Annotated in this window: 25 protein-coding genes; 11 read left to right on the top strand and 14 right to left on the bottom strand. The window is 40.8% G+C overall.

Annotated elements, in window-relative coordinates:
* Positions 1–23 precede the first annotated feature (23 nt).
* The 10 genes from E1176_RS19545 to E1176_RS19500 all read right to left on the bottom strand — a co-directional run bounded on the left by E1176_RS19545 (position 24) and on the right by E1176_RS19500 (position 11,020).
* Positions 24–860, bottom strand: a complete 837-nt coding sequence (locus tag E1176_RS19545) for a substrate-binding periplasmic protein (RefSeq protein WP_155212737.1) — start codon at positions 858–860, stop codon at positions 24–26.
* Between the two features lie 83 nt (positions 861–943).
* Positions 944–3,796, bottom strand: coding sequence for an excinuclease ABC subunit UvrA (uvrA, locus tag E1176_RS19540; RefSeq protein ID WP_155212736.1), 2,853 nt, complete (start codon positions 3,794–3,796; stop codon positions 944–946).
* Between the two features lie 168 nt (positions 3,797–3,964).
* Positions 3,965–4,936, bottom strand: a complete 972-nt coding sequence (gene arsM, locus E1176_RS19535) for an arsenosugar biosynthesis arsenite methyltransferase ArsM (RefSeq protein WP_155212735.1) — start codon at positions 4,934–4,936, stop codon at positions 3,965–3,967.
* A complete protein-coding gene (locus E1176_RS19530; protein ID WP_155212734.1) occupies positions 4,937–5,752 on the bottom strand; it encodes a purine-nucleoside phosphorylase in 816 nt (271 codons plus the stop codon).
* A gap of 63 nt (positions 5,753–5,815) precedes the next feature.
* Positions 5,816–6,871 carry an arsenosugar biosynthesis radical SAM (seleno)protein ArsS gene (arsS, locus tag E1176_RS19525; RefSeq protein WP_155212733.1) on the bottom strand — a complete coding sequence of 352 codons (1,056 nt, stop codon included), beginning with the start codon at positions 6,869–6,871 and terminating at the stop codon, positions 5,816–5,818.
* 15 nt (positions 6,872–6,886) lie between these two features.
* Entirely contained in the window at positions 6,887–7,222 is a 336-nt protein-coding gene (locus E1176_RS19520) for an arsenosugar biosynthesis-associated peroxidase-like protein (RefSeq protein WP_155212732.1), read from the bottom strand.
* A gap of 137 nt (positions 7,223–7,359) precedes the next feature.
* Positions 7,360–8,307 (bottom strand): lytic transglycosylase domain-containing protein, encoded by a 948-nt coding sequence (locus tag E1176_RS19515; protein ID WP_155212731.1) that lies wholly within the window; start codon positions 8,305–8,307, stop codon positions 7,360–7,362.
* A gap of 170 nt (positions 8,308–8,477) precedes the next feature.
* Positions 8,478–9,236 (bottom strand): LOG family protein, encoded by a 759-nt coding sequence (locus E1176_RS19510; protein ID WP_155212730.1) that lies wholly within the window; start codon positions 9,234–9,236, stop codon positions 8,478–8,480.
* Positions 9,237–9,355: 119 nt separating this feature from the next.
* Positions 9,356–10,276: a TIGR01777 family oxidoreductase gene (locus E1176_RS19505; RefSeq protein WP_155212729.1), complete on the bottom strand. Its 921-nt coding sequence runs from the start codon at positions 10,274–10,276 to the stop codon at positions 9,356–9,358.
* A gap of 135 nt (positions 10,277–10,411) precedes the next feature.
* Positions 10,412–11,020, bottom strand: coding sequence for a hypothetical protein (locus tag E1176_RS19500; protein WP_155212728.1), 609 nt, complete (start codon positions 11,018–11,020; stop codon positions 10,412–10,414).
* Between the two features lie 182 nt (positions 11,021–11,202).
* On the opposite strand from E1176_RS19500, the gene E1176_RS19495 reads away from it, so the two are divergent.
* Together E1176_RS19495 and E1176_RS19490 are read left to right on the top strand one after the other, a co-directional pair.
* Positions 11,203–11,619, top strand: a complete 417-nt coding sequence (locus E1176_RS19495) for a DUF4174 domain-containing protein (protein WP_155212727.1) — start codon at positions 11,203–11,205, stop codon at positions 11,617–11,619.
* On the top strand, positions 11,603–12,280 hold the full coding sequence (locus E1176_RS19490) for a uracil-DNA glycosylase family protein (RefSeq protein ID WP_155212726.1): 678 nt from the start codon (positions 11,603–11,605) through the stop codon (positions 12,278–12,280). Before E1176_RS19495 ends, E1176_RS19490 begins: the two co-directional genes overlap by 17 nt.
* Position 12,281: 1 nt before the next feature.
* Here the strand turns inward: E1176_RS19490 and E1176_RS19485 are convergent, their stop codons facing one another.
* The gene (locus E1176_RS19485; protein WP_155212725.1) at positions 12,282–14,906 is read right to left on the bottom strand and encodes a DUF5916 domain-containing protein; all 2,625 of its coding nucleotides are present in this window, start codon (positions 14,904–14,906) and stop codon (positions 12,282–12,284) included.
* 116 nt (positions 14,907–15,022) lie between these two features.
* Between E1176_RS19485 and E1176_RS19480 the strand changes: the two genes are divergently transcribed.
* From E1176_RS19480 to E1176_RS19470, 3 genes are read left to right on the top strand one after another with little or no spacing between them, the layout of a single operon-like run.
* Positions 15,023–15,385 carry a cupin domain-containing protein gene (locus E1176_RS19480; protein ID WP_155212724.1) on the top strand — a complete coding sequence of 121 codons (363 nt, stop codon included), beginning with the start codon at positions 15,023–15,025 and terminating at the stop codon, positions 15,383–15,385.
* Positions 15,386–15,435: 50 nt separating this feature from the next.
* Entirely contained in the window at positions 15,436–15,825 is a 390-nt protein-coding gene (locus E1176_RS19475) for an acyl-CoA thioesterase (RefSeq protein WP_155212723.1), read from the top strand.
* Positions 15,822–16,178: a hypothetical protein gene (locus tag E1176_RS19470; protein ID WP_155212722.1), complete on the top strand. Its 357-nt coding sequence runs from the start codon at positions 15,822–15,824 to the stop codon at positions 16,176–16,178. The genes E1176_RS19475 and E1176_RS19470 overlap by 4 nt, the downstream gene beginning before the upstream one ends.
* Positions 16,179–16,182: 4 nt before the next feature.
* On the opposite strand, the gene E1176_RS19465 is transcribed toward E1176_RS19470, so the two are convergent.
* The gene (locus tag E1176_RS19465) at positions 16,183–17,223 is read right to left on the bottom strand and encodes a saccharopine dehydrogenase family protein (RefSeq protein WP_155212721.1); all 1,041 of its coding nucleotides are present in this window, start codon (positions 17,221–17,223) and stop codon (positions 16,183–16,185) included.
* Between the two features lie 59 nt (positions 17,224–17,282).
* Here E1176_RS19465 and E1176_RS19460 point away from each other — a divergent pair, with 59 nt between their 5' ends.
* On the top strand, positions 17,283–18,383 hold the full coding sequence (locus E1176_RS19460) for a 6-phosphofructokinase (RefSeq protein WP_155212720.1): 1,101 nt from the start codon (positions 17,283–17,285) through the stop codon (positions 18,381–18,383).
* A 99-nt stretch (positions 18,384–18,482) separates the two neighbouring features.
* Positions 18,483–19,016: a peptide-methionine (S)-S-oxide reductase MsrA gene (gene msrA / locus E1176_RS19455; protein WP_246206185.1), complete on the top strand. Its 534-nt coding sequence runs from the start codon at positions 18,483–18,485 to the stop codon at positions 19,014–19,016.
* A 69-nt stretch (positions 19,017–19,085) separates the two neighbouring features.
* On the opposite strand, the gene E1176_RS19450 is transcribed toward msrA, so the two are convergent.
* Positions 19,086–19,634: a hypothetical protein gene (locus E1176_RS19450; protein WP_155212718.1), complete on the bottom strand. Its 549-nt coding sequence runs from the start codon at positions 19,632–19,634 to the stop codon at positions 19,086–19,088.
* A gap of 317 nt (positions 19,635–19,951) precedes the next feature.
* On the opposite strand from E1176_RS19450, the gene E1176_RS19445 reads away from it, so the two are divergent.
* Genes E1176_RS19445 through E1176_RS19430 form a run of 4 tightly spaced genes read left to right on the top strand, consistent with a single transcriptional unit; the run spans position 19,952 to position 24,219 of the window.
* Positions 19,952–21,346 carry an ATP-binding protein gene (locus E1176_RS19445; protein ID WP_155212717.1) on the top strand — a complete coding sequence of 465 codons (1,395 nt, stop codon included), beginning with the start codon at positions 19,952–19,954 and terminating at the stop codon, positions 21,344–21,346.
* Positions 21,347–21,351: 5 nt separating this feature from the next.
* Positions 21,352–23,016 (top strand): response regulator, encoded by a 1,665-nt coding sequence (locus E1176_RS19440; protein ID WP_155212716.1) that lies wholly within the window; start codon positions 21,352–21,354, stop codon positions 23,014–23,016.
* A gap of 7 nt (positions 23,017–23,023) precedes the next feature.
* The gene (locus tag E1176_RS19435; RefSeq protein WP_155212715.1) at positions 23,024–23,299 is read left to right on the top strand and encodes a UBP-type zinc finger domain-containing protein; all 276 of its coding nucleotides are present in this window, start codon (positions 23,024–23,026) and stop codon (positions 23,297–23,299) included.
* Positions 23,296–24,219, top strand: a complete 924-nt coding sequence (locus E1176_RS19430) for a bestrophin family protein (protein ID WP_155212714.1) — start codon at positions 23,296–23,298, stop codon at positions 24,217–24,219. The genes E1176_RS19435 and E1176_RS19430 overlap by 4 nt, the downstream gene beginning before the upstream one ends.
* A gap of 14 nt (positions 24,220–24,233) precedes the next feature.
* Here the strand turns inward: E1176_RS19430 and E1176_RS19425 are convergent, their stop codons facing one another.
* Positions 24,234–25,757, bottom strand: a complete 1,524-nt coding sequence (locus E1176_RS19425) for an alkaline phosphatase D family protein (RefSeq protein WP_155212713.1) — start codon at positions 25,755–25,757, stop codon at positions 24,234–24,236.
* Between the last annotated feature and the right edge of the window lie 19 nt (positions 25,758–25,776).

Raw genomic sequence — 25,776 nt, 5'->3', positions numbered from 1 at the left:
TTTTTTTGCACCTTTCTCAAACTTTATTTCAGCGTCTCAAAAAACTTCATAGCGCTGGGTCCGAGATTTTTCATGATTATTTTTTTATACTCGGTGGTAACTGTATAACCTTCCATAAACTCGGCTAGCAAGGGCGCCCAATCATTTGATTGAGGCATTATTATACCAAACTGCTCTGTAGGGTCATCTCCTACGGCATGGCGCTTAAGTGGCTTTCTGTTTTGTATCCCATCGATGTAATATGTAAAATCGACATTGGTAAATTTAGTTGGGTCGTTTACAACACGATCGATAGCCTCCTGAAATGAGGGTACATATTCTACTTTCATCCCCGGATAGTACTTTGCTTTTAAGTCTAAAAGGCGTTTTTCATTGGTCGATTGACGCACGGTTACTGCTGTCATTCCTGCAAAGTCGTTGGCAATGTTAGATAGGTCTACCATAGTTTTTACCTCACTGTTGGTAACTATCATTCCAATGTTTGTGATGTAAGGCGGACTAAAGTTGTAAACCTTTTTTCTGGCATCAGTAATTGTAGTATTACTCAAGCCAAAAACACCTCCTTTAGATTTTTTTACTGTTTCTAAAAATGAGGTGAAATTCTTGGCATCCTTTACTTCGTACTTAACGGTAACATTAATTTTCTTCCCGTTTTCTACCCACTCTTCAAAATCTCTCATGATATCGAAAGTGATACCAGATTTATTTGAAGAAGCAAAACCAGGCGCTTCTGAGTAAGTGATAACCCAGGTGGCACTTCCACTTGATTTGGCTGAGGCATATGTACTGCCAGTTAATTGTGCAGATAGAGTCGATACCACTAAAGCCAAACAGAGCGTTAAAAAAATCTTAATTTTCATAATTATCAGGTTAGTTTTTACAGTACAATGTAATGTAAATAATTGATAATCAGAGAACCTATGTAATAAAAAAGTGTGTTTTTCTAGCTTAATTCTTCCTTCAAAAACTTCGCTGTGTAGCTTTCTTTGTTAGAAATGACTTTTTCCGGTGTGCCCTCACACACGATTTTTCCACCTCCATTGCCCCCTTCAGGGCCCAGGTCTATGATGTGGTCAGCGACCTTTATCACATCCATATTATGCTCAATAATTAGAACTGTGTTGCCTTTATTTACCAATCGATTAAGTACATCAAGCAGGTGCTGTATGTCCTGAAAATGAAGGCCTGTGGTAGGCTCATCAAGTATATACATGGTTTTGCCTGTGTCTTTTTTAGATAACTCTGTGGAAAGTTTCACGCGCTGTGCTTCACCACCAGAGAGTGTGGTGGCATGCTGGCCTAGTGAGATATAATCAAGGCCAACATCATGTAATGTCTTTATTTTACGAAGGATTTTTGGTTGGTTTTCAAAAAACCCAACGGCTTCCTCCACAGTCATCTCGAGTACATCGGAGATGGACTTGCCTTTGAAACGTACCTCAAGGGTTTCTCTATTGTACCTCTTGCCTTTACATGTCTCACAAGGCACATGTACATCCGGTAAGAAATCCATTTCTATTAGCCTCAAGCCTGCACCCTCACAGGTTTCGCACCTTCCTCCTTTGACATTAAAGGAAAATCTGCCTGGCTTATAGCCACGAATTTTAGCCTCTGGAAGCTCGGCAAAAAGTGCCCTTATCTCTGTAAATACGCCCGTGTAAGTGGCAGGGTTTGAGCGTGGTGTTCGTCCAATGGGTGATTGATCGACCTCAATTACTTTATCAAGTTCTTTGATGCCCTCCACTTTTTTGTAAGCTAAAGGTTCTTTTCTAGATCGATAGAAAGTTTGGTTGAGGAGTGGAAACAATGTTTCATGAATTAAAGTGGATTTGCCACTTCCGGAAACTCCTGTGACCAAAGTAAGTGTACCCAAAGGGATTTTGAGATTTACATTTTTGAGGTTGTGACCTGTAGCCCCTGTGAGCTTAAGCATCTTACCATTGCCGGGTCTACGCTCTTTAGGTATTTCAATATTTCTTTTTCCTTTCAGGTATTGTGCAGTCGCACTATTCTGAGCCAAAAATTCTTTAGGACTTCCCTGAGCTACAATATGACCTCCGTGCCTTCCGGCTCCAGGCCCAATATCTATAATATAGTCTGACTCAAGCATCATATCCTTGTCGTGCTCTACAACAATCACAGAATTACCTAAGTCCCTCAGGTCTTTAAGGGCTTTGATAAGCTTCACATTGTCGCGCTGATGAAGGCCAATACTCGGCTCATCTAAGATGTAAAGCACACCTACGAGCTGCGTACCTATTTGTGTGGCAAGCCTGATTCTCTGTGCCTCACCCCCTGAAAGTGTTCTCAACGGGCGGTTGAGGTGCAGGTAATCGAGACCAACATCCAATAAGAATCCTATTCTTTTCCTTATCTCCTTTAAAACCTCAGCTGCAATCACGTTCTGCTTATCAGACAGCCTTTCTTCCAGGTTTTCGAACCAATTGCCTAATGATTGAATATCTAATTCAGCGAGTTCTCCAATGTTTTTATTGTCCAGATAGAAATGAAGTGACTCCTTCTTCAGCCTTAAGCCTTTGCAATCAGGGCAGGTTTTAAATACCGTAAAGTCGTTTACCCACTTTTGTATTTTTTCAGAACCACCATCTTTTTGTTTTTCTAAAAACTTGATGATGCCTTCAAATTTTGTATTCCAGTTGGTGCCGGGGTATTTTACCGATTTTACTGCTACAGGCACATTATCACCATATAGTAAGACTGTAATAACTTCTCTCGGTAAATCTTTGATCGGTGTGGTAAGACTAACTTTGAAGCGCTTTAGTATGGCTTCAATTTTCTTAAAAATCCATATATCTCTAAACTCACCCAGTGGCAAAATACCACCACGGCTGATGCTGAGTGAAGTATCAGGTATGATCGACTCTTCGGTGATTTCCTCTATTACACCTAACCCATTACAGGTAGGGCACGCCCCATAAGGTGAGTTAAATGAAAATGAGTTGGGTGCGGGCTCATCATATGACAGTCCGGAAGTAGGATCCATCAAAAACTTAGAGAAATGATGTACATTGTCTTCCTGATCTAGCAGCATAAGCACACCCTGGCCTTCTTTAAGTGCTGCCGACAAAGATTGACTAATGCGGTATTTATCGTTTTTGTCCACAACAATGCGGTCTACGACAATTTCTATGTCGTGCGTTTTATACCTGTCGACCTGCATTTTTGGCACTAACTCCTGTAGTTCGCCATCTACTCGCACACGGGTGTAGCCAGACTTTCTGATTTGCTGAAACAACTCCCGATAATGTCCTTTTCGACCTTTCACTACAGGGGCCAGAATAGTAAGCTTTTGCTTGTCAAACGCTTCGAAAATATGGTCGAGTATCTGGTCTTCTGATTGACGAATCATCTTCTGACCTGTTTTATACGACACCGCCTCACCAGCTCTCGCGTAAAGCAGGCGCATAAAATCATAAATTTCTGTAACAGTACCTACGGTAGACCTAGGGTTTCGAGATGTGGTTTTTTGCTCGATAGAAATTACCGGGCTCAAGCCATTGATCTTATCAACATCGGGACGCTCCAGATTGCCTATAAATGAACGGGCATATGCCGAAAAGCTTTCCATATATCTGCGTTGGCCTTCGGCATAGATTGTATCAAAAGCCAATGAAGATTTTCCGCTACCGCTTATGCCGGTGACGACCACCAATTGGTTTCTTGGAAAACTAAGGCTAATGTCTTTGAGGTTGTGCTCGCGCGCACCCAAGATTTCTATGAAGTCATGTCCCGTTACATCAAATTCCTTGTTTTCTACCTTTTCATCTGTAATCATAGAGTGCTACCGCGTTGATTTTTAAGAATCTACAAAATTGAGGTATAGAATGTTTAATTACAACTTTAATAAAATGTGTGGGCTTAAATTTCGGCTTTGTCTTATATGAAAAAACCTGCCTAATATGATGGGTCCGGCAGGTTTTCAAATGCTATTTACTTCGTTTAATTAACAACAGCCTCCGCCATCATAATGGTAAGTTGACTCAGAGACAAAAATGTCTTGTCTGCCCAAATTATTTAAGGCACCTGCGGTTTTATCACAAACCGCCAATGGTTGGTTAGGCATTAACACATGGCCTTTGTGATCGTCAAAGTATTCTTCATTACCGAAATAGATAGCTGTTTTACCTGTAAATACACATGGGCCATCTTCCGGCATCGGATCTTTAATTGCACAAACCTCTACACTCTCGATAAAAATGTTTTCTGGTGTGTCGTAGTGGCCGGTATCTAATATGCGATAAGGACGCTTAGCTCTTATCTCCACAGTGCCGAAGCCTACATCGGTGATCATTTTGATATAATCTTTAAGAGGCAGTGCACCACTTAAGCATAGTGCTCTAAGTCTTTCGTCCTGCTTCAGGTTTTCTGGCATTGCCTGATCGCAAATAGGATCTGACAGCACCAATCTACCGTGCGGTTTAAGTACCCGGTACATTTCTTCTAATGCCTTTTTTAGATCATCTGTTGTAAAAATATTGAAGAGACAATTTTGAGCTGCTACATCTATAGACTCATTTTCTACTGGTAAGTCAAGTGCATCTCCTTTACGAAGATCTACAAACTCAGATTTAAACCATGGATTTAGCTTTTCAGCTTCTTTGAAGTTTTCTTTACTTGCTGTCAGCATCTCGTCTACAACATCCAGCCCTATAACTCCATTTTCCTTTCTACTGAAGTAAGAAAACTGTAGAAGCTCCATACCACCACCTACTCCTACATATAATATGTTAGGGTTATTGACCAGGTCACGCGGGTTTACAGTGCTGCCACATCCATAATTCATATCCAACATTTTCTTGGGGATATCGAGGTTAGGCAGTTGCCAAACAGGTGTGGTGGTACAGCATAAGCCTACATCCGGACTTTCGGCCGCTTTTCTGTATACATCTTTGGTGGTTTCTAAATAGCTTTCCATTTATAGTTGGTTAATAAGTTCTATGTAAATTTTAGTAAGATCAACTTCAGCTTCTCCCGCAATTTTAATGATCTCTTCAATATTGGCCGGGGCCAGATTATCAGGGTCGCAATCATCTGTAAGGACACTAATTGCGCAGCATGGCAAACTCATATGATTAGCCACAATCACTTCAGGCACAGTAGACATGCCCACTGCATCGGCCCCTATGTTTCTTAAAAATCTGTATTCTGCTCTCGTCTCCAGATTTGGCCCTATCACAGAAACATAAACACCTTTTCTTAAGGTGATATCATGATCTTTTGCAATCGCTTCGAGCTTGTTATTTAGATCACCATTATAGGGCTGACTCATATCAGGAAACCGACCACCCATCTCATCTAAATTTGGACCTCTAAGCGGGTTATCAGGCAATAGATTGATATGATCGTCAATGAGCATAAGCTCTCCCTTTTGCCAGCTGGTATTCATATTACCTGAAGCATTAGAAATCAAGAGATTTTTAATTCCCAACATTTTAAGCACTCTAATTGGAAATGTTATTTCCTGCATGCTGTAGCCTTCATAATAATGAAAACGGCCTTGCATTGCTACCACCTTCTTTTCTCCAATTTTACCATAGATAAGTTTGCCGCTGTGAAACTCTACAGTTGCTATCGGAAAGTTGGGTATGTCGGTGTAATCTATCTCTTTAATAACATCAATGGCAGCAACAAATTTACCACCCAGTCCTGTACCTAATACTACACCCACATCAGGAGCATCAAATCCTTTATTTTTTAGAAATTCTGTGGTTTCTTTTATTTGTTTGAGCATTTAGAATAATATAATCTGGCTGATGATACTCAGCCTTGGTTAGGTTAGTTTTTTTTTATGGTATTAAGCTACGGTACCCTGACAACTGCTACCTGCTCCTGCTGTACAGCCATAGCAGTGTTGATTGATTACAATGCTTCGTTTCTCCAGCTTGCCAAGATCGAAGTCTTTCACATGCTGTCCTGCCGTTTTCTCAACCTTTAAATCAAGCATTTGATTAAAATCACAATCATACATGTAGCCGTCATAATCAATAGAGATGGTGTTTCTACACATAACACCCTTCACAGCTGCTGGATTAAACGCATTTATTAATTTCTCCATATACTCCTCATAGTTTTCGGTACGTACGAGAAATTCCAAAAACCTTGCAATTGGGAGGTTAGTGATGGTAAAGAGATTATTAAACTCAATGTCGTAATGTTCTTTGAGCTCTTTCTTGAAATCTCTTTCTAGCGCAGCCTGATCGCCAGGTAAAAAGGCTCCGCCCGGGTTGTATACCAGGTCCAGACCAAGGTCAGACCCTTCGACACCATAGCCTACAGCATTTAGCATATTCAAGGCCTTAATTGATTTATCAAAAACGCCTTCACCACGTTGCCTATCGGTTTTGTCGGGTTGGTAAAATGGCAAAGAAGAAATTACCCTCACGTTATTTTTCTTAAAGAACTCGGGTAAATCATGGTATTTTGGATTTGCCAAAATGATTGTAAGGTTAGATCTAACTATGATTTCTTCGACTCCAGCCTTATTGGCTTCCTCCACAAACCACCTGAAATCAGGGTTCATTTCAGGAGCACCACCAGTAAGATCAAGTGTGTGTATTTTGGTTTTTTTGATTACTTCAAGGCAATGCTGCATGGTTTCACGCGTCATGATCTCTTTTCGATCAGGGCCCGCGTCTACATGGCAGTGCTTACAAACCTGATTACACATATAGCCCACATTTACCTGCAAAATCTCTATAGAAGTAGGTTTTAGTGGATATTCACCAAGAGGTGAGATTTTTTGTTTGAAAGTAGGCAGTTTATCCTCACCGAAAATACCATTTGATAAGAATTGTAACTGCGTCTTTTTATCTGACAGGTCGTGGTGCCTGGCTTTGAGTGACTTAATCATAATAAATTTTTCATTCTACATCGAAAGCTTTTTCGCCTTATTCATCATCTGTACACTGTGAACAAGTGAAGCTCCTCCTCTAATTGCAGTAGCAACATGTACTGCTTCCATCATTTGCTTCTCTGTTGTGCCTTTTTCAAGCGAGTCTGAGGTGTATGCATCAATACAATAAGGACACTGAATGGTGTGAGCAACAGCAAGAGCTATTAAAGATTTCTCTCTGGCTGTGAGCTCGCCTTCCTTAAAAACATCTCCATAGTAATCGAAAAATTTCTTAGCCAGCTCAGGTCCAAATTCTGCCACATCTCCAAACTTCTTAAGATCGGCCGGGTCGTAGTAGGTTTTATCCATAGTCGTGTTGATTAGGTTGTTTTACTGAAAAGTAAAAAGAATAACGATCAACACAACGCTATGTTGAAAATAACTAACCTATTTCACAAGCAATGTCAATCGAAAGACACTTGATGAAAATACGTAGTAATTAGCGTCTATGGATTTACCGGAATGGCAATTTTGTAAGTTTTTTTCCTTACATCGAGGCGATCTTCTCTCAGCCATGGGTTGTGGCGCTTGAGTAGCTTGTAGTTGATGCCTTCTTTTTTGGCAAACTCAACCAGGTCTTTGATATCTTCATTTACCTCTACAAACCTTAGATCTTCCTGATCGTACAGGTGCTCTTCATCGATATTGAATCCGTACTTTTCAGGATGCTCAATAATCTCTTTTATTGCGAGAATTCTGAATACATACCTCGAGGTTTCTTCATTGAGCATGAGGTCGTAATATGAGTCTACTTTTTGATTGTTGAGTGCGCGTTGCAAACCTGACATGCCACGGTTGTAGCTGGCTGCTGCGTTGGTCCAGTTGCCAAATTTATTATGGGCTTTTTTGAGGTAGTTACAAGCAGCCTCTGTAGACCTCAGTGGGTCGTATCGCTCATCTACTTCTCTTGTAATTTCAAGGCCATTTTCCTTTCCGGCTGCCTTTCTTATTTGCCAGAAACCAACAGCGTTGGCGGGAGAAATTTGATTGGCAAAACCACCTTCTATCGCAGTGAGGTATTTAAAATCGTCTGGCACCCCATTTTCCTTTAATATTTCTTCTATCTGGGGCAACCAACGGTGAGCTTGCTTTATTAAGAAAATAGTACTGCTATGCCAGTAGGTGTTGATATGTAACTCACGGTCGAGTCGCTCTCTCACGTCAGGAATCTCCAACGGAACGCGCTCACCAGCGAAATAAAGTTCTTTAGGTAACTCTAGTGTTACAGCATTGAGATAGCCTGCATATTCACCACCGGGGGGGTTATCGATATTATAAAATGCCACTTTGGTGTCTTGCACAGGAGCAGGTGGTTGTTTAGACTCGTTGAACCTGATGTAACCCAAAACAATAGCCAACGCCAATATCGAAATGCCGAGTGGTAAGTATTTCATGCTTATCCTATTAATTAAACTGTAAACCTGTAGAACTAGCTCTTTAAGTTGATGTATCTAAAGTCTAAAAAGTAACTGAGAAACTAGTCTACTTGTAAAAATAAAAAACAAAGGCATCAGAGCGATGCCCTGATGCCTATAGAATCTATTTTTTTTGTAATTAGTTCAGTTTAAAAGTTAGGAGACAATAAATATTTAGAATAAAAGTCATCTATCACTTTTACTGCCTCAGAAGGGGTCTCAACAAGGTTAAATAAATCAAGGTCTGCTTCATTTACATTATTCTCGGCCTCAAGCATAGTAGTTTTAATCCAGTCGATAAGACCACTCCAGTAGCTTTTACCAACCAATACAATTGGGAATCGCCCAATCTTCTTAGTTTGAATAAGTGTAAGTGCTTCAAATAATTCATCTAACGTGCCAAAACCACCAGGCATTACGATAAACCCTTGTGAATACTTCACAAACATTACCTTTCTAACAAAGAAATAATCATGCGTAATCAGTTTATCAGGATCGATGTAGGCGTTGCCTTGCTGCTCAAAAGGTAAAATTATGTTTAGACCTACAGACTTACCGCCTTCTGATTTCGCGCCTTTGTTACCAGCCTCCATTATACCAGGGCCACCACCTGTAATTACACCGTAGCCATGTCTTACCAACTTGGCTGATATTTCTTCTGCCATTTTGTAGTAAGGGTGATCAGGTTTGGTTCTTGCAGAGCCAAATACCGTAACACAAGGACCTATTTTAGCTAACTTTTCAAAGCCTTGTACAAACTCCGACATTACTTTAAAAATCGTCCAGGAGTCGTAGCTCTTTATTTCATTCCAATCTCTCTCTTCAAAGGCCTCAACAATCTTCTGTTCTTCTTCCGATAGGTCTTCAAACTTTTTTATATTTTCTAGCTTGGTTTTCTTCTCTGTCATATCATTGGTATTAAAAAAATTCGTCATACGGGCAAATAAGGCCCTTTTTGGTACTGCACTGAAACCAGAGCAGCCGCCAAACTTATGAAATTAAAACTTTATGTAAAAAAAATTATCGGTTATGGTTGCTTTAAGAGATCGTGAACAGCCGGCTTTACCTCCTCAAATTTGTACTGATAACCTGCACTGGCGATCTTCTCGTTAGATACTTTTGATCCGCCCAAAACCATAGAGGCCATTTCTCCCAAAACCAGCTTGAGCGCAAAGCCGGGTACATTGGGTAAAAACAGGGGTTTGCCGAGGGCTTTTGCCGCTATTTTTGTTAGCTCTTTATTGGTTACCGGATTTGGCGCAACTGCATTGTAGGTACCGCTGATATGGTCGTTTTCTACAGCGAATACAAACATGCCACAGAGATCATCGAGGTGTACCCAGCTCATATATTGGTCGCCACTTCCCAGTGGGGCACCGGCTCCAAACTTTATAGGCTTTACCAGTTCCTTCAAAGCACCCCCTTTTTCGCTGAGTACAATTCCTATTCTTAGTTTTGCTACTCTTAAATCTTTGTGCTCTGTGGCTAAACTATCTACTGAGAATTCCCATTCTTTAGTAACAGTAGCCAGAAAATCGTCACCAAAGCGACTGTCTTCTTTTTTGAGCACTCCACCAGTGTCGTAGCCATAATACCCAATGGCAGAAGCGCTCACAAAGGCTTTAACCTGATGTGGATTCTCGTGTAAAGCTTTATTTAGTAATTGAGTAGAATGCGTTCTACTCTGCAGTATCACTTTTTTCCGCTCCTTTGTCCACTTTTCATCTGCAATACCAGCACCGGCCAGGTGCACGATAGTATCCACTCCTTCCAGCGCCTTCGGATCGATATACCCTGACTTTATATCCCACTTATAGGCTTCTATTTTATCAGTTTTCTTAGGGTTGCGTGACAGGTAACGCACGGAGTGACCATTGGCCAATAATAGTTCTGTAAGTCTTGTACCAACAAGTCCGGTACCACCTGTGATGAGTATACTTTGGGGCATTTCAGCAATGATTGTTAATTCTGAAAATTAACGAATGGTTGCTTATAAAGTTTATGTAATATGAGCAAAAGCAAAAGCCACCTCGATACGTTTATCAAAAGGTGGCCTTTATTAACCTAAACAAAACAAGTTATCTTACTCAGTAAATATTGATTTTGTACCTGTATTATTGCTTACAGTAAAGCGAAATACATCACCATTTAACTCACTGAGATCAAATGTTTTTCTAAACCCATAGAGGTTTTCTATTTTCTCTTCGTGTATTAGATTGTCTTTAGCATCGTAAAGTTTAATGTAGGTAGGCAAAGCACGCTTGTCTTTGTTAACAACAGCCAGTCTGAACTTCTTTCCGTCATTTACATTGAGCACATCTGCTGCAAAATTCAGTTTAGATTCTCTGGCCGGCTTCTCAAGCATTACTTTCTCTGCTATCTCGGTACCATCCGGACTGGTTACTTCAAACGTATACTCCCCGGCAGGCAATTCCTTAAGGTCGTATGGCTGAGCAAACCCTTCCTTATTTTTTACAGTGCTGTTGTGCACGGTTTGTCCGTACTCATTTTTGAGAGAGATTTTAACTACACCTTCCTCTTTTTGTAGATAAACAAGTTTGAATTTCTCAGGGCTGTTGTTGATCACAGCCACCGTCTTTTTGGTAGATTTGGAATTGGACTTATCCTTTTCTGTAGCGTATGCCGTGGCTACCACGAGCAGCAGCGCTACCGCTAATGTTGTTGTTTTCATGTTGTTTTATTTTGTTGTTTGACCTATAGCTTTAGACGCTTTTTATAGCTTTAGGTTAGGTTTTAGAGACAAATGGCAAATTTTTATGCTGAACGGGGAGAGGATAATTATGAATCCACCAAAATGGGGGATAACGTTTGAGGTCTCAGGCTGTTAGATTTATAAAACACCCAAAGTGTAGTATGAAAATTATTTTGAGCTGCCTGATATTCCTGACTATGATTACTAACCCAATTGATAAATACAAGTGGAAAAATAGATTGATTCTGATTTTCGCAGAAAGCGAAACTGAAATGACCGATCAGGTCAACATTCTGAATAAAGAGAAAAAAGGGCTGAAAGACAGAGACCTCCTCATTTTCACGATAGGAAAAGAAAAAGCCACAGACCCACAGGGCAACAGTCTATCTCCACAGCAGCAAGAGTGGCTATCTAAAGAATTTAACCCTGGGAGGAAACCATTTGCAGTAGTTCTTATTGGGAAAGACGGTACAGAAAAGCTGACTGAATACGCTCTTTTATCTACAGATAAATTATTTTCGACAATAGATGTAATGCCGATGCGTCAACAAGAGATGAAAGATGACTATAGGAAATAAGATTATTGAATTTTATAATCAATTGGAGTCTCCGACCAATATACCACAGGAGGTTGAGGTGCTACACCCTTTTAAGGAGCCTGAGGTGCAGCAGATTGTAAACAAGTTTTATACAACGTTCTATAATGATAATAACCCCCGCACCTTTTTACTTGGCATAAATCCCGGGCGATTTGGCAGTGGTGCCACGGGCATTCCTTTTACCGATCCTATTCGGCTTCAGGAAGTGATTGGAATAGAAAACAGCTTCGACCGTAAACAAGAATTGTCTTCTAAGTTTATCTACAGCATGATTGATGAGCTGGGAGGTCCGGAGCCCTTTTATGGCAACTTTTACTTCTCCTCTGTATCTCCTTTGGGTTTTGTAAAAGATGGCAAAAACCTCAACTATTACGATATAAAAGAGCTACAAGACAATCTTGAGCCCTATATCATAGAAAACCTCAAAAAGCAAATTGCATTTGGAGCCAACCCGGTGGCCTACAGCCTGGGCAAGGGTAAAAACATCAAATATTTACAGTGGCTAAACAAAAAATATCAATTGTTTGAAGCTATAAAACCGCTGCCTCACCCGCGTTGGGTTATGCAATACCGCCTCAAAAGACTTGATGAATTTTTACTTGAGTATAAAACCACGCTGGAAAGACACCTCACTCATTAAGTTATAAGATGAACCTGTAGGTATACTTAATCAGGAAAATATTATGTGGTTTTTTACTGAAGAGGCCATCATACAAATGATTAAATGAGCTATCTCCGGTTGTGGGGAAATCAGTACGACTTTGGGTCCACACCAAAAACAGGGTAGAGCCCGGGATATACTCCCACCGCATAACCATATTAGACCTGAGCTGTACAAAATTAAAGTCTGGATTGCTGATACTGTAGTCAATAGTGCCATCATTATTCTCATCTACGTTAAATACATCGTCTTCAGAGTGAAAAGTGGCAGATAAAGACTCAAATCTACTATTGAAATTTTCTGCATTTGGATTAGTTACTTTTTTAAAATCCGAGTAGCTACCGGCAGCCGCAAATGGTTGCCCCCAATACTGTATTGATAAGTTAGGGGTAATCATATAAGTAAGCCTCACCGACAAATTGTATGTCTTTTGGTTAATTGTAGCAATTATGTAACGGTCCTGGTTATCAAAACTTTGGGTTGTGACATACTGCATAGTGTTTTTGTTTTTTCTTACACTAGGTGATACAGAGATGTTTAAGCTATTGGTAGGTCGATACCTCAGCTCTGTCCACAGCCCCACATTTTGCTGGTAGCCATCAAAACCTCTTCCCCACCATGGGTTGACCGCAAAGCGTAGTTTTTTGCGATTATCTGTTGCCATAAATATCCATTGGCTGTAGCGCCCGGGGTAGGTAATGGCCGGGCCACCACGTAAGTCAGCATTTGATATACTATTGCTATTTACACTCACACCAGAATTAAATCTCCAGAAGTTTTTAAACTCCAGCCTTACATTCGTATCAACTCCTTTTTCGAGGCTTACACCACCAAAATCCATGTCATACCATTGTGTCATATTCACCCTCATCGATCTAAAAGGACCAAAAGGATTTAGCTTTCTATATTGAACCCAAAGCCATTGAGTCATAAAATCAGTTTGTGATAAAAAGCCAATATCATTTAAGGCAAGTTGTGGCGATCGCCAGGTATAGCCCAGGTCATAGATAATTTTTCCGCTTCTTTTACCCACCATCACTGTGCCCCCGGTACCGCTTAGTGTGGTGCGTGTAGTATCTAGCCGGGTATGCCTGTTGTCAGGGCGTTGAAAAAATCGCTCCGAAGCTCGTTGAGTATTCTCAATCGACTCTTCAGAACCTCTCACTTTACTAGCTGCAAACTTGGCACTCACAAAGTAATCTCGATCCTTCCAAAAATGTGTGAAATCAACTCCTGCAGAATAAGCATCGTCATGCAAAAAATTAAGCCTATCGTCTTCTATTTGTCGGTTTGTAGCTGTAAACATTCCCCCCACAATGGTTTTACCCTGGTTAATATCCTGCTGCACTCGGCCCACGAGATAGTTGGTAAGCGGCTCGACTGTTTCATCTCTGCGAAAGCCAAGACTATCTACTTCAACGCTTTCTTTTGCAGTAACTGACTCTAATATGCCCCATGAAAAACCTTTTTTATTTTTGCCTGTGATTTTAGCAGCACCTAATATTCTGGTGTTGTCTTTATTTTCTACATACTCTGTTACATTATCTTCACCACTCTCATCGGTATCTACATAACCTTGTGGCCTGCGACCTATTCTGCGGGAATAGAAAAGGTTGTTTGACCTGAAATCGACTATTCTAAAGTCGAGAATGTTATTGCCTTCTATAAAAAATGGGCGTTGCTCTCTAAAAAATAATTGAAAGGCCGATAAATTTACCTGAGAGGGGTCAGCTTCGACCTGTCCAAAATCCGGGTTCACGGTGAGGTCCAGCGTTATGTCGCTGGTAATTCCAATTTTTGCATCGAGCCCTACGTCTAACCCTGCATCACTTCCATCTCTAAAAGGATTTCCTTCTTCCTTTTCAAATCGCTCTACCCTACCCGTGATATAAGGCTGTATTTCTAACTGCTTTTGGGGTTTTACACCTTTTATACCTCTTAGCTCACCAAACAGATGTACCCAACCAGAGGCGTCCTGAGGGACATACTGCCAATTGGAGCGCTCTTCATTTCTAAAAAATCTTCGGGTAAATTGTATACCCCAAACATGTTCTTCCTTATTGGCAAAACGAAGCTGACTTAATGGGATTCTAAACTCAGCAATCCACCCTTCATCATTTATACTCGTGCGTAAGTACCAGATAGGGTCCCAGTTGGCGTCCCAGTTATTACCATTGTTAGAAACATACTCATCGCCTTTTACTCCCGAGACTGATGATGTGAAAGAAAATGCTGTGCGCTTGTCATAATAGCTGTCAATATTTACCTCAACCCAGTCTCCATCAAATCCATCTCTACGCGACATTCTACTCACAATTTTTTCCGGGTCCGGGTCAAGGTTTTTTGTTAGTATGTAAAGGTTTTTTTCATCGTACAAGATTTTAAAGTGCGTCTGCACCGAGGGAGCTGCCCCATCATCCGGAGAGCGCTGGGTAAAATCACCTCCACCCCAGGGCACCTGATCCCAGGCAGGATCATTGGCCAGTCCGTCTATTTTTGGCGGAGCTCCTGATATGCGTTGGGTAGTATATGATTTGAGTGAGTCTTGGGTATAGCCAATGGCAGCATAGCACAGCAAAAGTGCGATTAGTAGTGTTGACCTCATCTTGTTGTAAATTTTTGACCTACTAAGGTTTACTCCACTTTTTGGCGATGGTTACAGGATTTACTTAATTGGCGACAGATAACCTGTTTTCTATTATACACGTAGATTTGATGTATATGAAAGGTAAAGTAAATATCAACGAGAAACTGGGCAAATTCACAGCCCACTGGACTCCCAAGATTATTGGTGAGCTAAATGGCCAATACGTAAAACTGGCCAAAGTAAAAGGTGAAATGGTATGGCACAGTCATGCAGACGAAGATGAAATGTTTTACATCTTAAAAGGCAGCCTAACGCTTAAGTTTAGAGATGGTGAGGTAACCTTAAATGAAGGTGACATGTACATCATACCCAAAAAAGTTGAGCACCAACCTATTGCTGAAGAGGAATGCCACCTGATGCTTTTCGAGCCAATATCTACTGCACATACCGGTGATGTTGAGTCTGAACTGACGGTGAAAGAGCTGGAGTGGATTTAATTTTTCGCCTGACTTCTGTATAAACAGCCTGCATTTTATAACTTTATTCAATGAATTTTCATACTAGAAAGTGGGTGAAACCAGAAGACCTCAACCCAAACGGAACGCTATTTGGCGGCAGCCTTCTCAAGTGGATAGATGAAGAAGCTGCCATTTATGCCATCATTCAGTTAGATACACCAAGGTGTGTGACTAAATACATGTCCGAAATTAATTTTGTGAGCTCTGCCAGACAAGGCGACATAATTGAGTTGGGTATGGTAGCTACAAATTTTGGGAGAACATCACTTACCTTACGCTGTGAGGTGAGAAACAAACTCACCCGAAAAACCATTTTAGCGGTTGATAAAATAGTCTTTGTTAGTCTCGATGAGGATGGGCAGCCGATGGCTCATGGCAAAAAAGAAATATCGTACGTAAAAGACCGCTTCGACTCATGAAACCAGAATACCTCAGTTTGATTTCTTCATTAATTGGCGTGCTCATTGGAGGGGGGATCTCATTTTTCCTGCAGCGCAATCAACTAAAGCATGCTTACAAACTCAAAATAGAAGAGCTAAAAACTGAGTATATGGCAGAGCAAACGGCCAGGTATTACCTTTCTCATAAAGGATACACCGACAGGAAATTTGAAACTATAAAAAAAGGACTAGGCGGCTTTGATAATAACGAAGATGAGCTCCGTAAAATACTAGTAAGAGCCGGAGCCATCAGGAGTTATCGCGACAATGAAGAGTGGTGGACGCTCCTTGAGCGCATGCCCGAAAAAATTGAAAAGAAAAAAACCAGCTAGTTTTTTACTTTATTTCTTCACATCCGTCAATTTCAAAAATCAGATCTTTGCCATAAGCTGAAGAAGGCGTCTGATAGCCTTTTTTAAAGTCTCCATTGAGTATTTTTTGTGCAATGAGCACTGCAGATCTTGCTGTAAGCGTGTAGCCATTTGGTGTTTTTATTCTCTTCTCATGACTATCATTAAGACCAGATATTTTACCCCATAAATACATGTTGGCTTTGGTCCTTTTCTCTTCTGACGGACCAGCAGGTTTCTTATCAATTTTTTTGAGAAAGATATTTTTTACCCAACGCCAGCTTAGTACAGATTTCAAATAATTAGCCCATTTCATTTGACTGATTTGTTTTTCCGTACTACCCGTGAAAACCTCGATATTAGGAATGCCTGTGCTGTAATGTGCCGTACAGATGTCTCCCCACGAGATACCTACCGAAATTTGATTAAAAGCACCATAGTCTATGTTTCTGGTACTTTTTCCCAGCTTTCTGGATTTTAAAACACCCTCCTCACGATAGAGCTGTCCTTTATGAATATTTTCTACCATAGTTTTGGCTGTTCCCCGTGATAAACTTGCCCCGGTGCTGGTAAAGGCGAGCTCCAGCTTATCTCCCATTAAATACTCATGTTGCAACTGAGCTGCCAGGCAATCAGATGGAACAACATCAAACCCTGCGCCTGGTAAAAGCATAATACCAGCTTCTGCGGCCTGCTCATGCATTAAGTGCAAGTTTTCAAAAACCTGATATTCCCCGGTAATATCTATATAGTGAGTTTTGGACTGTATACACGCTTCTGCCATAATACTGGCTGTGTACTCAAAAGGGCCTGCACAATGTATAACCAGGTCAAACTCTTGCAGCGTGTTGATGATTAACTGCACATCTTCTAAATCAAAAGAGATAAATGGTACTTGTGCTTCTTTAGCCAAAGTCTCAGTTTTCTTTTTGTCTCTCCCGGCAATGGTTATGGATAAGTTTTTTTGCAAAGCTTCATCAACAATAAGCTTGCCTGTATATCCGTAGGCTCCGTAAACTAAAATCATTGAGTTAAGTTAATTAAACTTCTAGCTAAAATTTTAAATTGTAAGGAAGATTCAAAAATATGGCTGAAAAGAATGTATTAGTACTCACAGGGGGTGGTGATTGCCCTGGTCTCAATGCCGTGATCAGAGGTATTGTAAAAAGCGCACGTAAGAAAACAGGTTGGAAAGTATTAGGAAGCATCGAAGCTTTCAATGGGATACTCAAAGACCCTATGGAGGTAGTAAAGCTGAACAAGAAAAAAGCTGCCGGCATACACGTAAAAGGCGGAACCATCTTGAAAACCACAAACAAAGGTAATCCCTTTGATTACCCTGTAGAAAACAGCGATGGCACCTGGAGTACCGCTGATCTTTCTGACGAACTTTTGCGCAGAATTAAAGAGCTAAATGTAGAAGCTGTTATAAATATTGGTGGAGATGGATCGCAAAGAATTTCGCAAAAGCTTCATGAAAAAGGCCTTAATATAATAGGTGTACCAAAAACCATTGACAATGACCTTTCCGGTACCGATATTACTTTTGGTTTCAGAACGGCCGTGCAAATAGCTACTGACAGTTTCGACAAGTTGGTGACTACTGCTGAGAGCCACCATCGGGTTATGATTATGGAGGTAATGGGTCGGGATGCCGGCTGGATTGCGCTACACACGGCCATTGCCGGTGGTGCGGAAGTATGCCTGATACCGGAGATTCCCTATGATGTAAATAAAGTAGTAAACCACATCAATAAACGGTATGAGAAAGGCAAAGGCTTCGTAAATATAGTGGTAGCGGAGGGTGCAAAACCAATTGACGGAAACACTTTTGCCAAGGCCAGTACAGAAGCAGGCTACGAACACAAAAGGTTAGGAGGGGTGGCTTACAGACTCTCAGAAGAATTGAAAGAAGCCGGGTGCAAGGCTGATATACGAGAAACGGTATTGGGTCATACACAAAGAGGTGGCACTCCGATAGCCTTTGACAGGATCCTGGCTACCCTTTTTGGTATAAAAGCTTTTGAGCTGGTTGCCGATGGTGATTTTGGCAAAATGGTAGCATTTAAAAACAATGAAATTACAGCGATACCTTTAAAAGAGGCAATTAGTGAGTACAATTATATCAAGACCGATGCTTACGAAATAAAAGCTGCCAAAAGCATTGGTATCTCCTTCGGAGATTAAATTGTCATATTGAGGACAAGGCAGTGGGATTACTTAAAACTTAGAACTTAAAATAGAGCAGAAGACTTATAAAGTCAGATAAAATACACAGCTATGAGTATGATTAAAAAAGCAACTTTTGGAGCCGGATGTTTTTGGTGTATAGAAGCAGTTTTTCAACAATTAGAAGGCGTTAAATCAGTGGTCTCGGGCTATACCGGAGGTAAGGTTAAGGACCCCACTTACCGAGAAGTTTGTGGCGGTCGCACAGGCCATGCTGAGGTGGCTCAAATAACTTACGATGAGAGCATCATTTCATTTGATGAATTATTGGAGGTTTTCTGGAAAACACATGATCCTACCACGCTCAACAGACAAGGTGCAGATGTAGGCACACAGTATAGATCGGCCGTTTTCTATCATGATCAGGAGCAAAAAGAAAAAGCTGAATCATATAAGAAGAAACTAAATGAAGCTAAGGCTTTTGATGACCCTATTGTGACGGAAATAGCGCCTCTTACAGTTTTCTATGAAGCCGAAACACAGCATCAGGATTATTATAAGAACAACCCTGACCAGCCCTATTGTGCTATAGTTATTAGACCAAAGGTTGAGAAAGTAAAAAGGGTTTTTGCCGATAAACTTGTTAAGTAAACAGAAAGGGCGCCCTAAAAATAAAGAGGCGCCCTTTTTCTATAAATAATTCTATTTGCTGCTAATCGACTACTCTAGCTGCTCCTCAATTTTATCCATTTTGGCCTCGGTATAAGCACCAGAAGTAGCATAAACTATCTCACCTTCGGTGTTTACAATAAATATGTAAGGCACTTTTTTGTCATCGAGGTTTAGTGCGTCTTTATAGTCTTTGAGCTTCCCTTTATAGAAAAGAATATTACCAACCAGCTTAGGGTCAAGCTCCTCTGCTGTTTTCTTTTTGGCTTTACCAGTAGCCACAGCATTTACCCCAGTAAACATCGGTACAAAGTACACATTTATATCATGAGCAAATGAGGCAAATACACCTTTAGCTTCTTTTATAAACTTATGATAAATAGGTGAAAACCAGGTGTTGAGGTCTTTTTCAGCTTTCTTGCTGTAGGCCAGGCCTAGCAGTGTGTATTTATCACCTACGTCTTTTGGCAATACGATTACTTCATCTTCTACAGTTTCTGTTTCCATTTCTGGAAATTGCAAGCCCTCAACATTTTGTGCGTATAAGTTAGTGGAGCCAATCAATAAGGCAACAAAAAGAAGTTTTTGATACAGTTTCATTTGTGTGGTTTTTGAATTTCTTTAACATCAGCCGGTGCTCACCAGCCATTAATACTTAAAGCCAACATAGGAGAGATGTTATCTAATATACGAAAAACTCAATCCATCATTGTGCCAAACTTATTATGAATTCGTAAAGCATTGTCTAATCCACGACACTTCTTCTGCAACCCTGCCTTCTAGCCAGCGTTAATCTTGGTATTGATTTATTAAAACACGATTTGTAATGAAAAACAAAAAGGTTGCACAACTCAATCGTCTCTAAAATTCCGATCGACAATCGGAATTTTTTGTTTTTAAAAGTTAATTTTAAAAGTATGACCACCGACCTACTACCACAGTTAAAATCCATCCCAGAGTTAAAAGAAGTGCCTGATGATCAGCTACAATGGTTGATAGAAAATAGCTCATGCAATACTTATCAGGAAGGTGAATTCCTCTTTAAGAAAGGAGATAGTATGGACAATATGCATATTATACTTTCAGGAGGTTTTGTAATCAAGCTTGAGCAGAACAATCAATTTCGCACAATGGGTAGCTTTGAGCCAAAAACCATCACGGGCACACTACCCTACTCCAGAGCCTCCACTGCGGGTGGCTATGCCGAAGCCAAAGGCGCAAGTCAGGTGGTTAGTCTCAGTAAATCTTATTTCAAAACGATGATTCACGAGCACGAGGAGTTAACCACAGCGCTCGTCCACATCATGAGCTCAAGAATAAGGCAGTTTACCAAACTGCAACAGCAAAATGATAAAATGATGGCACTGGGAAAACTATCGGCCGGTCTTGCTCACGAGCTCAATAATCCTTCGGCTGCAGTGGTAAGAAGCGCACGCACTTTGCAAAAACACCTCTCATTTTTACCTGAAAACTTTAAAGACGTAATAAAAATCAAAGCTTCTGATGAAGAGGTAGATTGTGTTAATAACATTTTGTTTAGCCGGGTAAAAGAAGGCATAAAAGACATTTCACTTATAGAAAAAACAGAATGTGAGGATGCCATAGCAGAATGGTTGGAAGAAAAAGGTGTAGAGGATGGTTATGAAATTGCAGAAAATTTTGTCGACTTCGGTTTCACAGAAGACGATTTCAAAACCATCGAAGGCTGCCTAAGACCCGTTGATCTGTTACCGGTAATCGGCTGGCTCAATCAGGTGCTGACCACTGAGAAATTAGTAAATGAAATACAGGATGCCTCACAGCGCATAAACGATTTGGTGATGTCTGTAAAAGGCTACACACATATGGATCAGGCTCCTGAAAAGAAACCTGCCAATATTCATATTGGTATCAACAATACGCTAACGATGCTTAATCATAAGCTCAAGAAAAATAACATAGCAATCGAGAAAAACTTTGACCCCAACCTTCCTGAGCCTGCGCTATTTATAAGTGAGATGAACCAGGTTTGGACTAACCTTATCGACAATGCGATTGATGCCATGAAAGACAGTGAATCGAGAACACTCACAATTGCCACACGCAAAGACGGTAGTTTTGTAAATATTGATATTAAAGATACTGGCAAAGGCATCCCAGATGATATCATGGGGCAAATCTTCGATCCTTTCTTTACAACCAAACCGGTAGGAGAAGGCACTGGCCTTGGGCTGGATGTAGTACAACAAATCATAAACCAACACAATGGATCTATAAAAGTAGACTCAAAGCCGGGTGAAACTATTTTTAAGGTCTGTTTACCCATAAATTGAGTTAGATGAAAAAACCTATAATATTTGCTCTCGATGATGACTCCGCAGTACTGCGCGCCATTGTAAGAGATTTGCGAGATGCTTATAAAAAAGAATACAGAATATTGGCTACGGAGTCTGCCAAGGAGGCACTTGACTCCTTAAAAGAACTCAAAAATAAAGGTGAAGTAGTTGCCCTATTTCTATCTGACCAGCGCATGCCAGAAATGCTCGGAGTAGAGTTTCTTGAGAAAGCCAAACAATACTACCCTGAAGCTAAGCGTATATTGCTTACTGCTTACTCAGATACAGAGGCAGCTATAAGAGCCATCAACGAGGTGCAACTAGACTATTATCTCATGAAACCGTGGGACCCACCTGAAGAAAAACTTTACCCGATCATCAATGATCACCTCGAGGAGTGGCAAAGCACTTTCAAGCCCGAGTTTCATGGTATAAAAATCGTTGGCTACCAATGGTCTCCCAAATCACACATGATCAAAGACTTTTTATCCGGCAATTTGATTCCCTACCAATGGCTCGATGTTGAGTCGAGTAACAAAGGTCAGCAGATCATGGATATCAATAAGATTGATAAGAAAGACCTACCAGCTGTGTTTTTTGAAGATGGGAGCTTTTTAGTCTCACCCTCATTGCCAGAAGTGGGTGAAAAGATGGGCATGAGCGGTCTTGCCCAACAGCGCATGTACGATGTAGCCATTATCGGGGCCGGTCCGGCCGGATTAGCCGCAGGTGTTTATGGTGGCTCTGAAGGTTTAAATACTTTATTGGTAGAAAAGAGAGCTCCCGGTGGGCAGGCAGGCACCAGTTCGCGTATTGAAAACTACCTTGGCTTTCCTAAAGGACTTAGCGGAGCTGATCTATCCCGCAGGGCAATTACCCAGGCAACCCGCTTTGGCATCGAATTTCTCTCTCCTCAGGAGGTCGTAAACATCAAGCTCAAAGACAATTACAAAATTATAGAGCTCTCAAATGGAAATGAGATAAACACTAAGGCTGTAGTAATCACTACCGGAGTAAATTATCGTAAGCTGGAAGCCAAAGGGGTCGATAATTTTACTGGTGCGGGAGTATATTATGGTGCAGCTACAACTGAGGCTAATGCCTGCAAAGGAAAAGACGTCTATATTGTTGGTGGTGGTAACTCTGCCGGGCAGGCGGCCATGTATCTGGCCAACTTTGCCGATAACGTATTCATTATGGTTCGTAAGCCAGACTTAAAATCGAGTATGTCTCAATACCTGATTGACCAGATAAAGGGCACGGAAAATATTAGCATTTTAGGCAACACTGAAGTAAAAGAGGCTATTGGAGACACTAAATTGGAGGAGCTGGTTTTATTAGACAATGAAAAAAAGGAAGAAAGAAAAGTACCTGCCGGAGCCTTGCTCATATTTATCGGAGCAAAACCATATACCGATTGGTTAGGGCTCAACATTATTAAAGATGATAAGGGTTTTATAGAAACCGGAGGTAATGCTTTGGTTAAATACAGTGATTTTAAGAAAGTGTGGAAATTAGACAGAGAGCCTTTCTTATTAGAAACCTGTCAGCCCGGTATTTTTGCCGCTGGAGATGTGAGGGCCGGTGCTATGAATAGAGTTGCCAGTGCTGTAGGAGAGGGTGCCATGGCTATAAAATTCGTACACGAGTACCTTGCAGAAAATTAACCCTAATATGCTCAAACAAAAGAATTGTCAACACCTGGAAAACCTTGAAGTTAATTTTCAAAAAGGCACTCAATGCGATGAATGTGTAAAAACCGGAGATCGTTGGGTGCATTTAAGGACTTGCCAGACCTGTGGCACTACCTTATGTTGCGATTCATCCATCAATAAACATGCTTCTAAGCACGCCAGAAGTCACAAACATCCTGTAGTGATTTCGGCTGAGGCCGGAGAGAAATGGGCTTATTGCTATATAGACGAACAAATAAAAATGAATGCCCTATGATTGTATATGAGTCTAACAAAAATTGGTTTAGAGATATCTGGCACCTTACAACCAGCTGGACGATAAGAAAGATCATATATGGCGTGTTAATCATTGGAGGGTATACCCTGGCCGTTTGCCTTACTCTTGACTACACCACTTATGAACCAAGACTCCACAGTAGCGTATTTTCATTGCTGGGTATTGTGCTAAGTATTTTGCTGGTTTTTAGAACCAATACAGCTTACGATCGCTGGTGGGAAGGAAGAAAGCAGTGGGGAGCTCTTGTAAACAACTGTAGAAACCTTTCGGTGATGCTTCATGCCACATTGCCAAAAGAGGATGATGAATCAAGGTCATTTTATGCCAAACACATCGCAAATTTCTGTATTGCCTTAAAAGACCATTTACGCGCAGGTGCTACCACAGACAACCTCGTATTGCTTTCGGATGAAGAAAAAGCTGAGCTGAACAAGAAAAAGCATAAGCCTAATCATATCTCATTTTGGATTTATAATCGAATGCAGCAAACATACCAAACAGGTACTTTTGATGAAGCTGATTTCATTAACCTGAAACCGCAGCATCAGGCACTTCTTGATATATTGGGCGCTTGTGAGCGAATTCTAAAAACACCTATCCCTTATTCATATGCCGTATACATCAAAATTTATATCACCATTTACGGTTTGATGCTTCCTTTTGGCTTATACAACGACTTTGGGCTCTATACTATACCGATTGTTATGTTTATCTTCTTTGCCATGATCGGCATTGAGCTTATGGCTCAGGAAATTGAAGAGCCGTTTGGCCTCGATTGCAATGATTTATCCACAGCTGATATGGCCCATAACATTAAGAATAATGTATTTGAGATATTTGAAGTTTCTCACGCGAGAACAGAGTCAAAAGAAAAAGAGCTATACACCAAGGTGCATTAAAAGTAGAGGTGGAATTAATCCAACTTCAACCTAACACCGTCTGCGTCTACTCTAATCTGCTTTTGATCTATTATACCCGGCTCGCCTTTTAAATTGACATATTTCCAGGTGGCTAATGCTTCACCCTCCATTAGAGTAAGTTGTAAGAAGCCATGGTCACGTAGGTTAGCATATTTAAGGTGTGGGTTCAACGGACTGTTCATAATTTTCTTTTCATGAACGATTACTGAATCTGTCGCAAATCGCTCATTGCTATTGCCTGAGTTAATAGATGTCGTACCAAACTCAACCGCAAATGGTTTATAATCAGGGTTAAGCTCATCAGTTACTTCAAAAGCCCATGACGAGTGTGTATCTCCAGTAACGAATATCACATTCTTCAAGTCATTTTCTATAATATTTGATTTTATAGCCGCCCTTTCAGTCGGGTAGCCATCCCAGCTATCGAGGTTAATGCTAAAAGTTGGCCGACCCCAGTTGAGGTATGAGAAAATAACCTGATTACCTATGACTTTCCATCGGGCATCAGAATTTTTCAATTCACTATTAAACCAGTTTAGTTGGGCGTCACCCAACATTTTACCTTCTAAAATATTGGGGTCATCTACATTCTCAGGGGGTGCGGTACGACCTGCCAATCGCTCATCAAGCATGATTAGGTCGGCCAGGTCGCCATATGCAAATGAACGATAAAGCTTGTCCGACTCTCTTACCGGCATCCACTCATAGTATGCTTTCCTGGCTGCAGCTTTTCTTTTTGCATAATCACCTTCATCATCCTGATGATTTTGAGCACCATCTACATATGAGTTGTTTGCAATTTCATGATCATCCCAAATCACAATGAAAGGATGGTTTTGATGTGCAGCTGCCAAATCAGCATCTAGCCTATACTGTGAATAGCGCAGACGATAATCTTCTAAAGTGATAATCTCTTTAGCCGGGTAATGAAACCTGCCTGTAGTCGAGTCACCATAACTTCCCGGTCCATATTCGTAGATATAATCCCCAAGGTGCAATACTGCATTTAAATCAGCTTCATCAGCTATCGCTCTATAAGCATTAAATTTTCCAAACTCATAATTCGCACAGCTTGCTACAGCAAAGTTTAGCTCAGAAACGTTGCCAGTCGGTGTTGTACGGGTTTTACCTATAGGAGAAACTTTGTCTAAGGCATTAAATCTATAAAAGTACTTTGTCCCTGATTGTAGGCCTTTGACATCGACCTTTACTGTATAATCTTCTCCAGAGCTAGTTGTAATGTCACCCTCTTTTGTATCGGAAGCAAATGCACTGTCTGTAGAAATTTGCCACTTTACCGTCACCTCATCCAATGAATCTTTTGGTGTCACACGTGTCCAGATGATTACTGCATCGCTGAGAGGATCACCGGAAGCTACTCCATGATAAAAAGGCCACTTTGCACTGTCATAATAGTTGGCTATGCCACCTGTGGGCAATTGTGCAGTGATTTCTTTTTCTTGCTGCTTACAGGCAAAAAGTGAGATTATAAATACGAGAGGTAGAAGTCGATACATAATATTCCTTTTTTAAGAA

This window comes from Fulvivirga aurantia (assembly GCF_009711475.1).
GTDB classification, from domain to species: domain Bacteria; phylum Bacteroidota; class Bacteroidia; order Cytophagales; family Cyclobacteriaceae; genus Fulvivirga; species Fulvivirga aurantia.
Note: the sequence above shows the minus strand (reverse complement) of the source record. Positions and strands in the feature narration are given on the sequence as shown.

Excerpts from the sequence above, each read along its gene's own strand:
- E1176_RS19545 (WP_155212737.1), bottom strand. The coding sequence starts at position 860 with ATGAAAATTAAGATTTTTTTAACGCTCTGTTTGGCTTTAGTGGTATCG.
- uvrA (WP_155212736.1), bottom strand. The coding sequence starts at position 3,796 with ATGATTACAGATGAAAAGGTAGAAAACAAGGAATTTGATGTAACGGGA.
- arsM (WP_155212735.1), bottom strand. The coding sequence starts at position 4,936 with ATGGAAAGCTATTTAGAAACCACCAAAGATGTATACAGAAAAGCGGCC.
- E1176_RS19530 (WP_155212734.1), bottom strand. The coding sequence starts at position 5,752 with ATGCTCAAACAAATAAAAGAAACCACAGAATTTCTAAAAAATAAAGGA.
- arsS (WP_155212733.1), bottom strand. The coding sequence starts at position 6,871 with ATGATTAAGTCACTCAAAGCCAGGCACCACGACCTGTCAGATAAAAAG.
- E1176_RS19520 (WP_155212732.1), bottom strand. The coding sequence starts at position 7,222 with ATGGATAAAACCTACTACGACCCGGCCGATCTTAAGAAGTTTGGAGAT.
- E1176_RS19515 (WP_155212731.1), bottom strand. The coding sequence starts at position 8,307 with ATGAAATACTTACCACTCGGCATTTCGATATTGGCGTTGGCTATTGTT.
- E1176_RS19510 (WP_155212730.1), bottom strand. The coding sequence starts at position 9,236 with ATGACAGAGAAGAAAACCAAGCTAGAAAATATAAAAAAGTTTGAAGAC.
- E1176_RS19505 (WP_155212729.1), bottom strand. The coding sequence starts at position 10,276 with ATGCCCCAAAGTATACTCATCACAGGTGGTACCGGACTTGTTGGTACA.
- E1176_RS19500 (WP_155212728.1), bottom strand. The coding sequence starts at position 11,020 with ATGAAAACAACAACATTAGCGGTAGCGCTGCTGCTCGTGGTAGCCACG.
- E1176_RS19495 (WP_155212727.1), top strand. The coding sequence starts at position 11,203 with ATGAAAATTATTTTGAGCTGCCTGATATTCCTGACTATGATTACTAAC.
- E1176_RS19490 (WP_155212726.1), top strand. The coding sequence starts at position 11,603 with ATGACTATAGGAAATAAGATTATTGAATTTTATAATCAATTGGAGTCT.
- E1176_RS19485 (WP_155212725.1), bottom strand. The coding sequence starts at position 14,906 with ATGAGGTCAACACTACTAATCGCACTTTTGCTGTGCTATGCTGCCATT.
- E1176_RS19480 (WP_155212724.1), top strand. The coding sequence starts at position 15,023 with ATGAAAGGTAAAGTAAATATCAACGAGAAACTGGGCAAATTCACAGCC.
- E1176_RS19475 (WP_155212723.1), top strand. The coding sequence starts at position 15,436 with ATGAATTTTCATACTAGAAAGTGGGTGAAACCAGAAGACCTCAACCCA.
- E1176_RS19470 (WP_155212722.1), top strand. The coding sequence starts at position 15,822 with ATGAAACCAGAATACCTCAGTTTGATTTCTTCATTAATTGGCGTGCTC.
- E1176_RS19465 (WP_155212721.1), bottom strand. The coding sequence starts at position 17,223 with ATGATTTTAGTTTACGGAGCCTACGGATATACAGGCAAGCTTATTGTT.
- E1176_RS19460 (WP_155212720.1), top strand. The coding sequence starts at position 17,283 with ATGGCTGAAAAGAATGTATTAGTACTCACAGGGGGTGGTGATTGCCCT.
- msrA (WP_246206185.1), top strand. The coding sequence starts at position 18,483 with ATGATTAAAAAAGCAACTTTTGGAGCCGGATGTTTTTGGTGTATAGAA.
- E1176_RS19450 (WP_155212718.1), bottom strand. The coding sequence starts at position 19,634 with ATGAAACTGTATCAAAAACTTCTTTTTGTTGCCTTATTGATTGGCTCC.
- E1176_RS19445 (WP_155212717.1), top strand. The coding sequence starts at position 19,952 with ATGACCACCGACCTACTACCACAGTTAAAATCCATCCCAGAGTTAAAA.
- E1176_RS19440 (WP_155212716.1), top strand. The coding sequence starts at position 21,352 with ATGAAAAAACCTATAATATTTGCTCTCGATGATGACTCCGCAGTACTG.
- E1176_RS19435 (WP_155212715.1), top strand. The coding sequence starts at position 23,024 with ATGCTCAAACAAAAGAATTGTCAACACCTGGAAAACCTTGAAGTTAAT.
- E1176_RS19430 (WP_155212714.1), top strand. The coding sequence starts at position 23,296 with ATGATTGTATATGAGTCTAACAAAAATTGGTTTAGAGATATCTGGCAC.
- E1176_RS19425 (WP_155212713.1), bottom strand. The coding sequence starts at position 25,757 with ATGTATCGACTTCTACCTCTCGTATTTATAATCTCACTTTTTGCCTGT.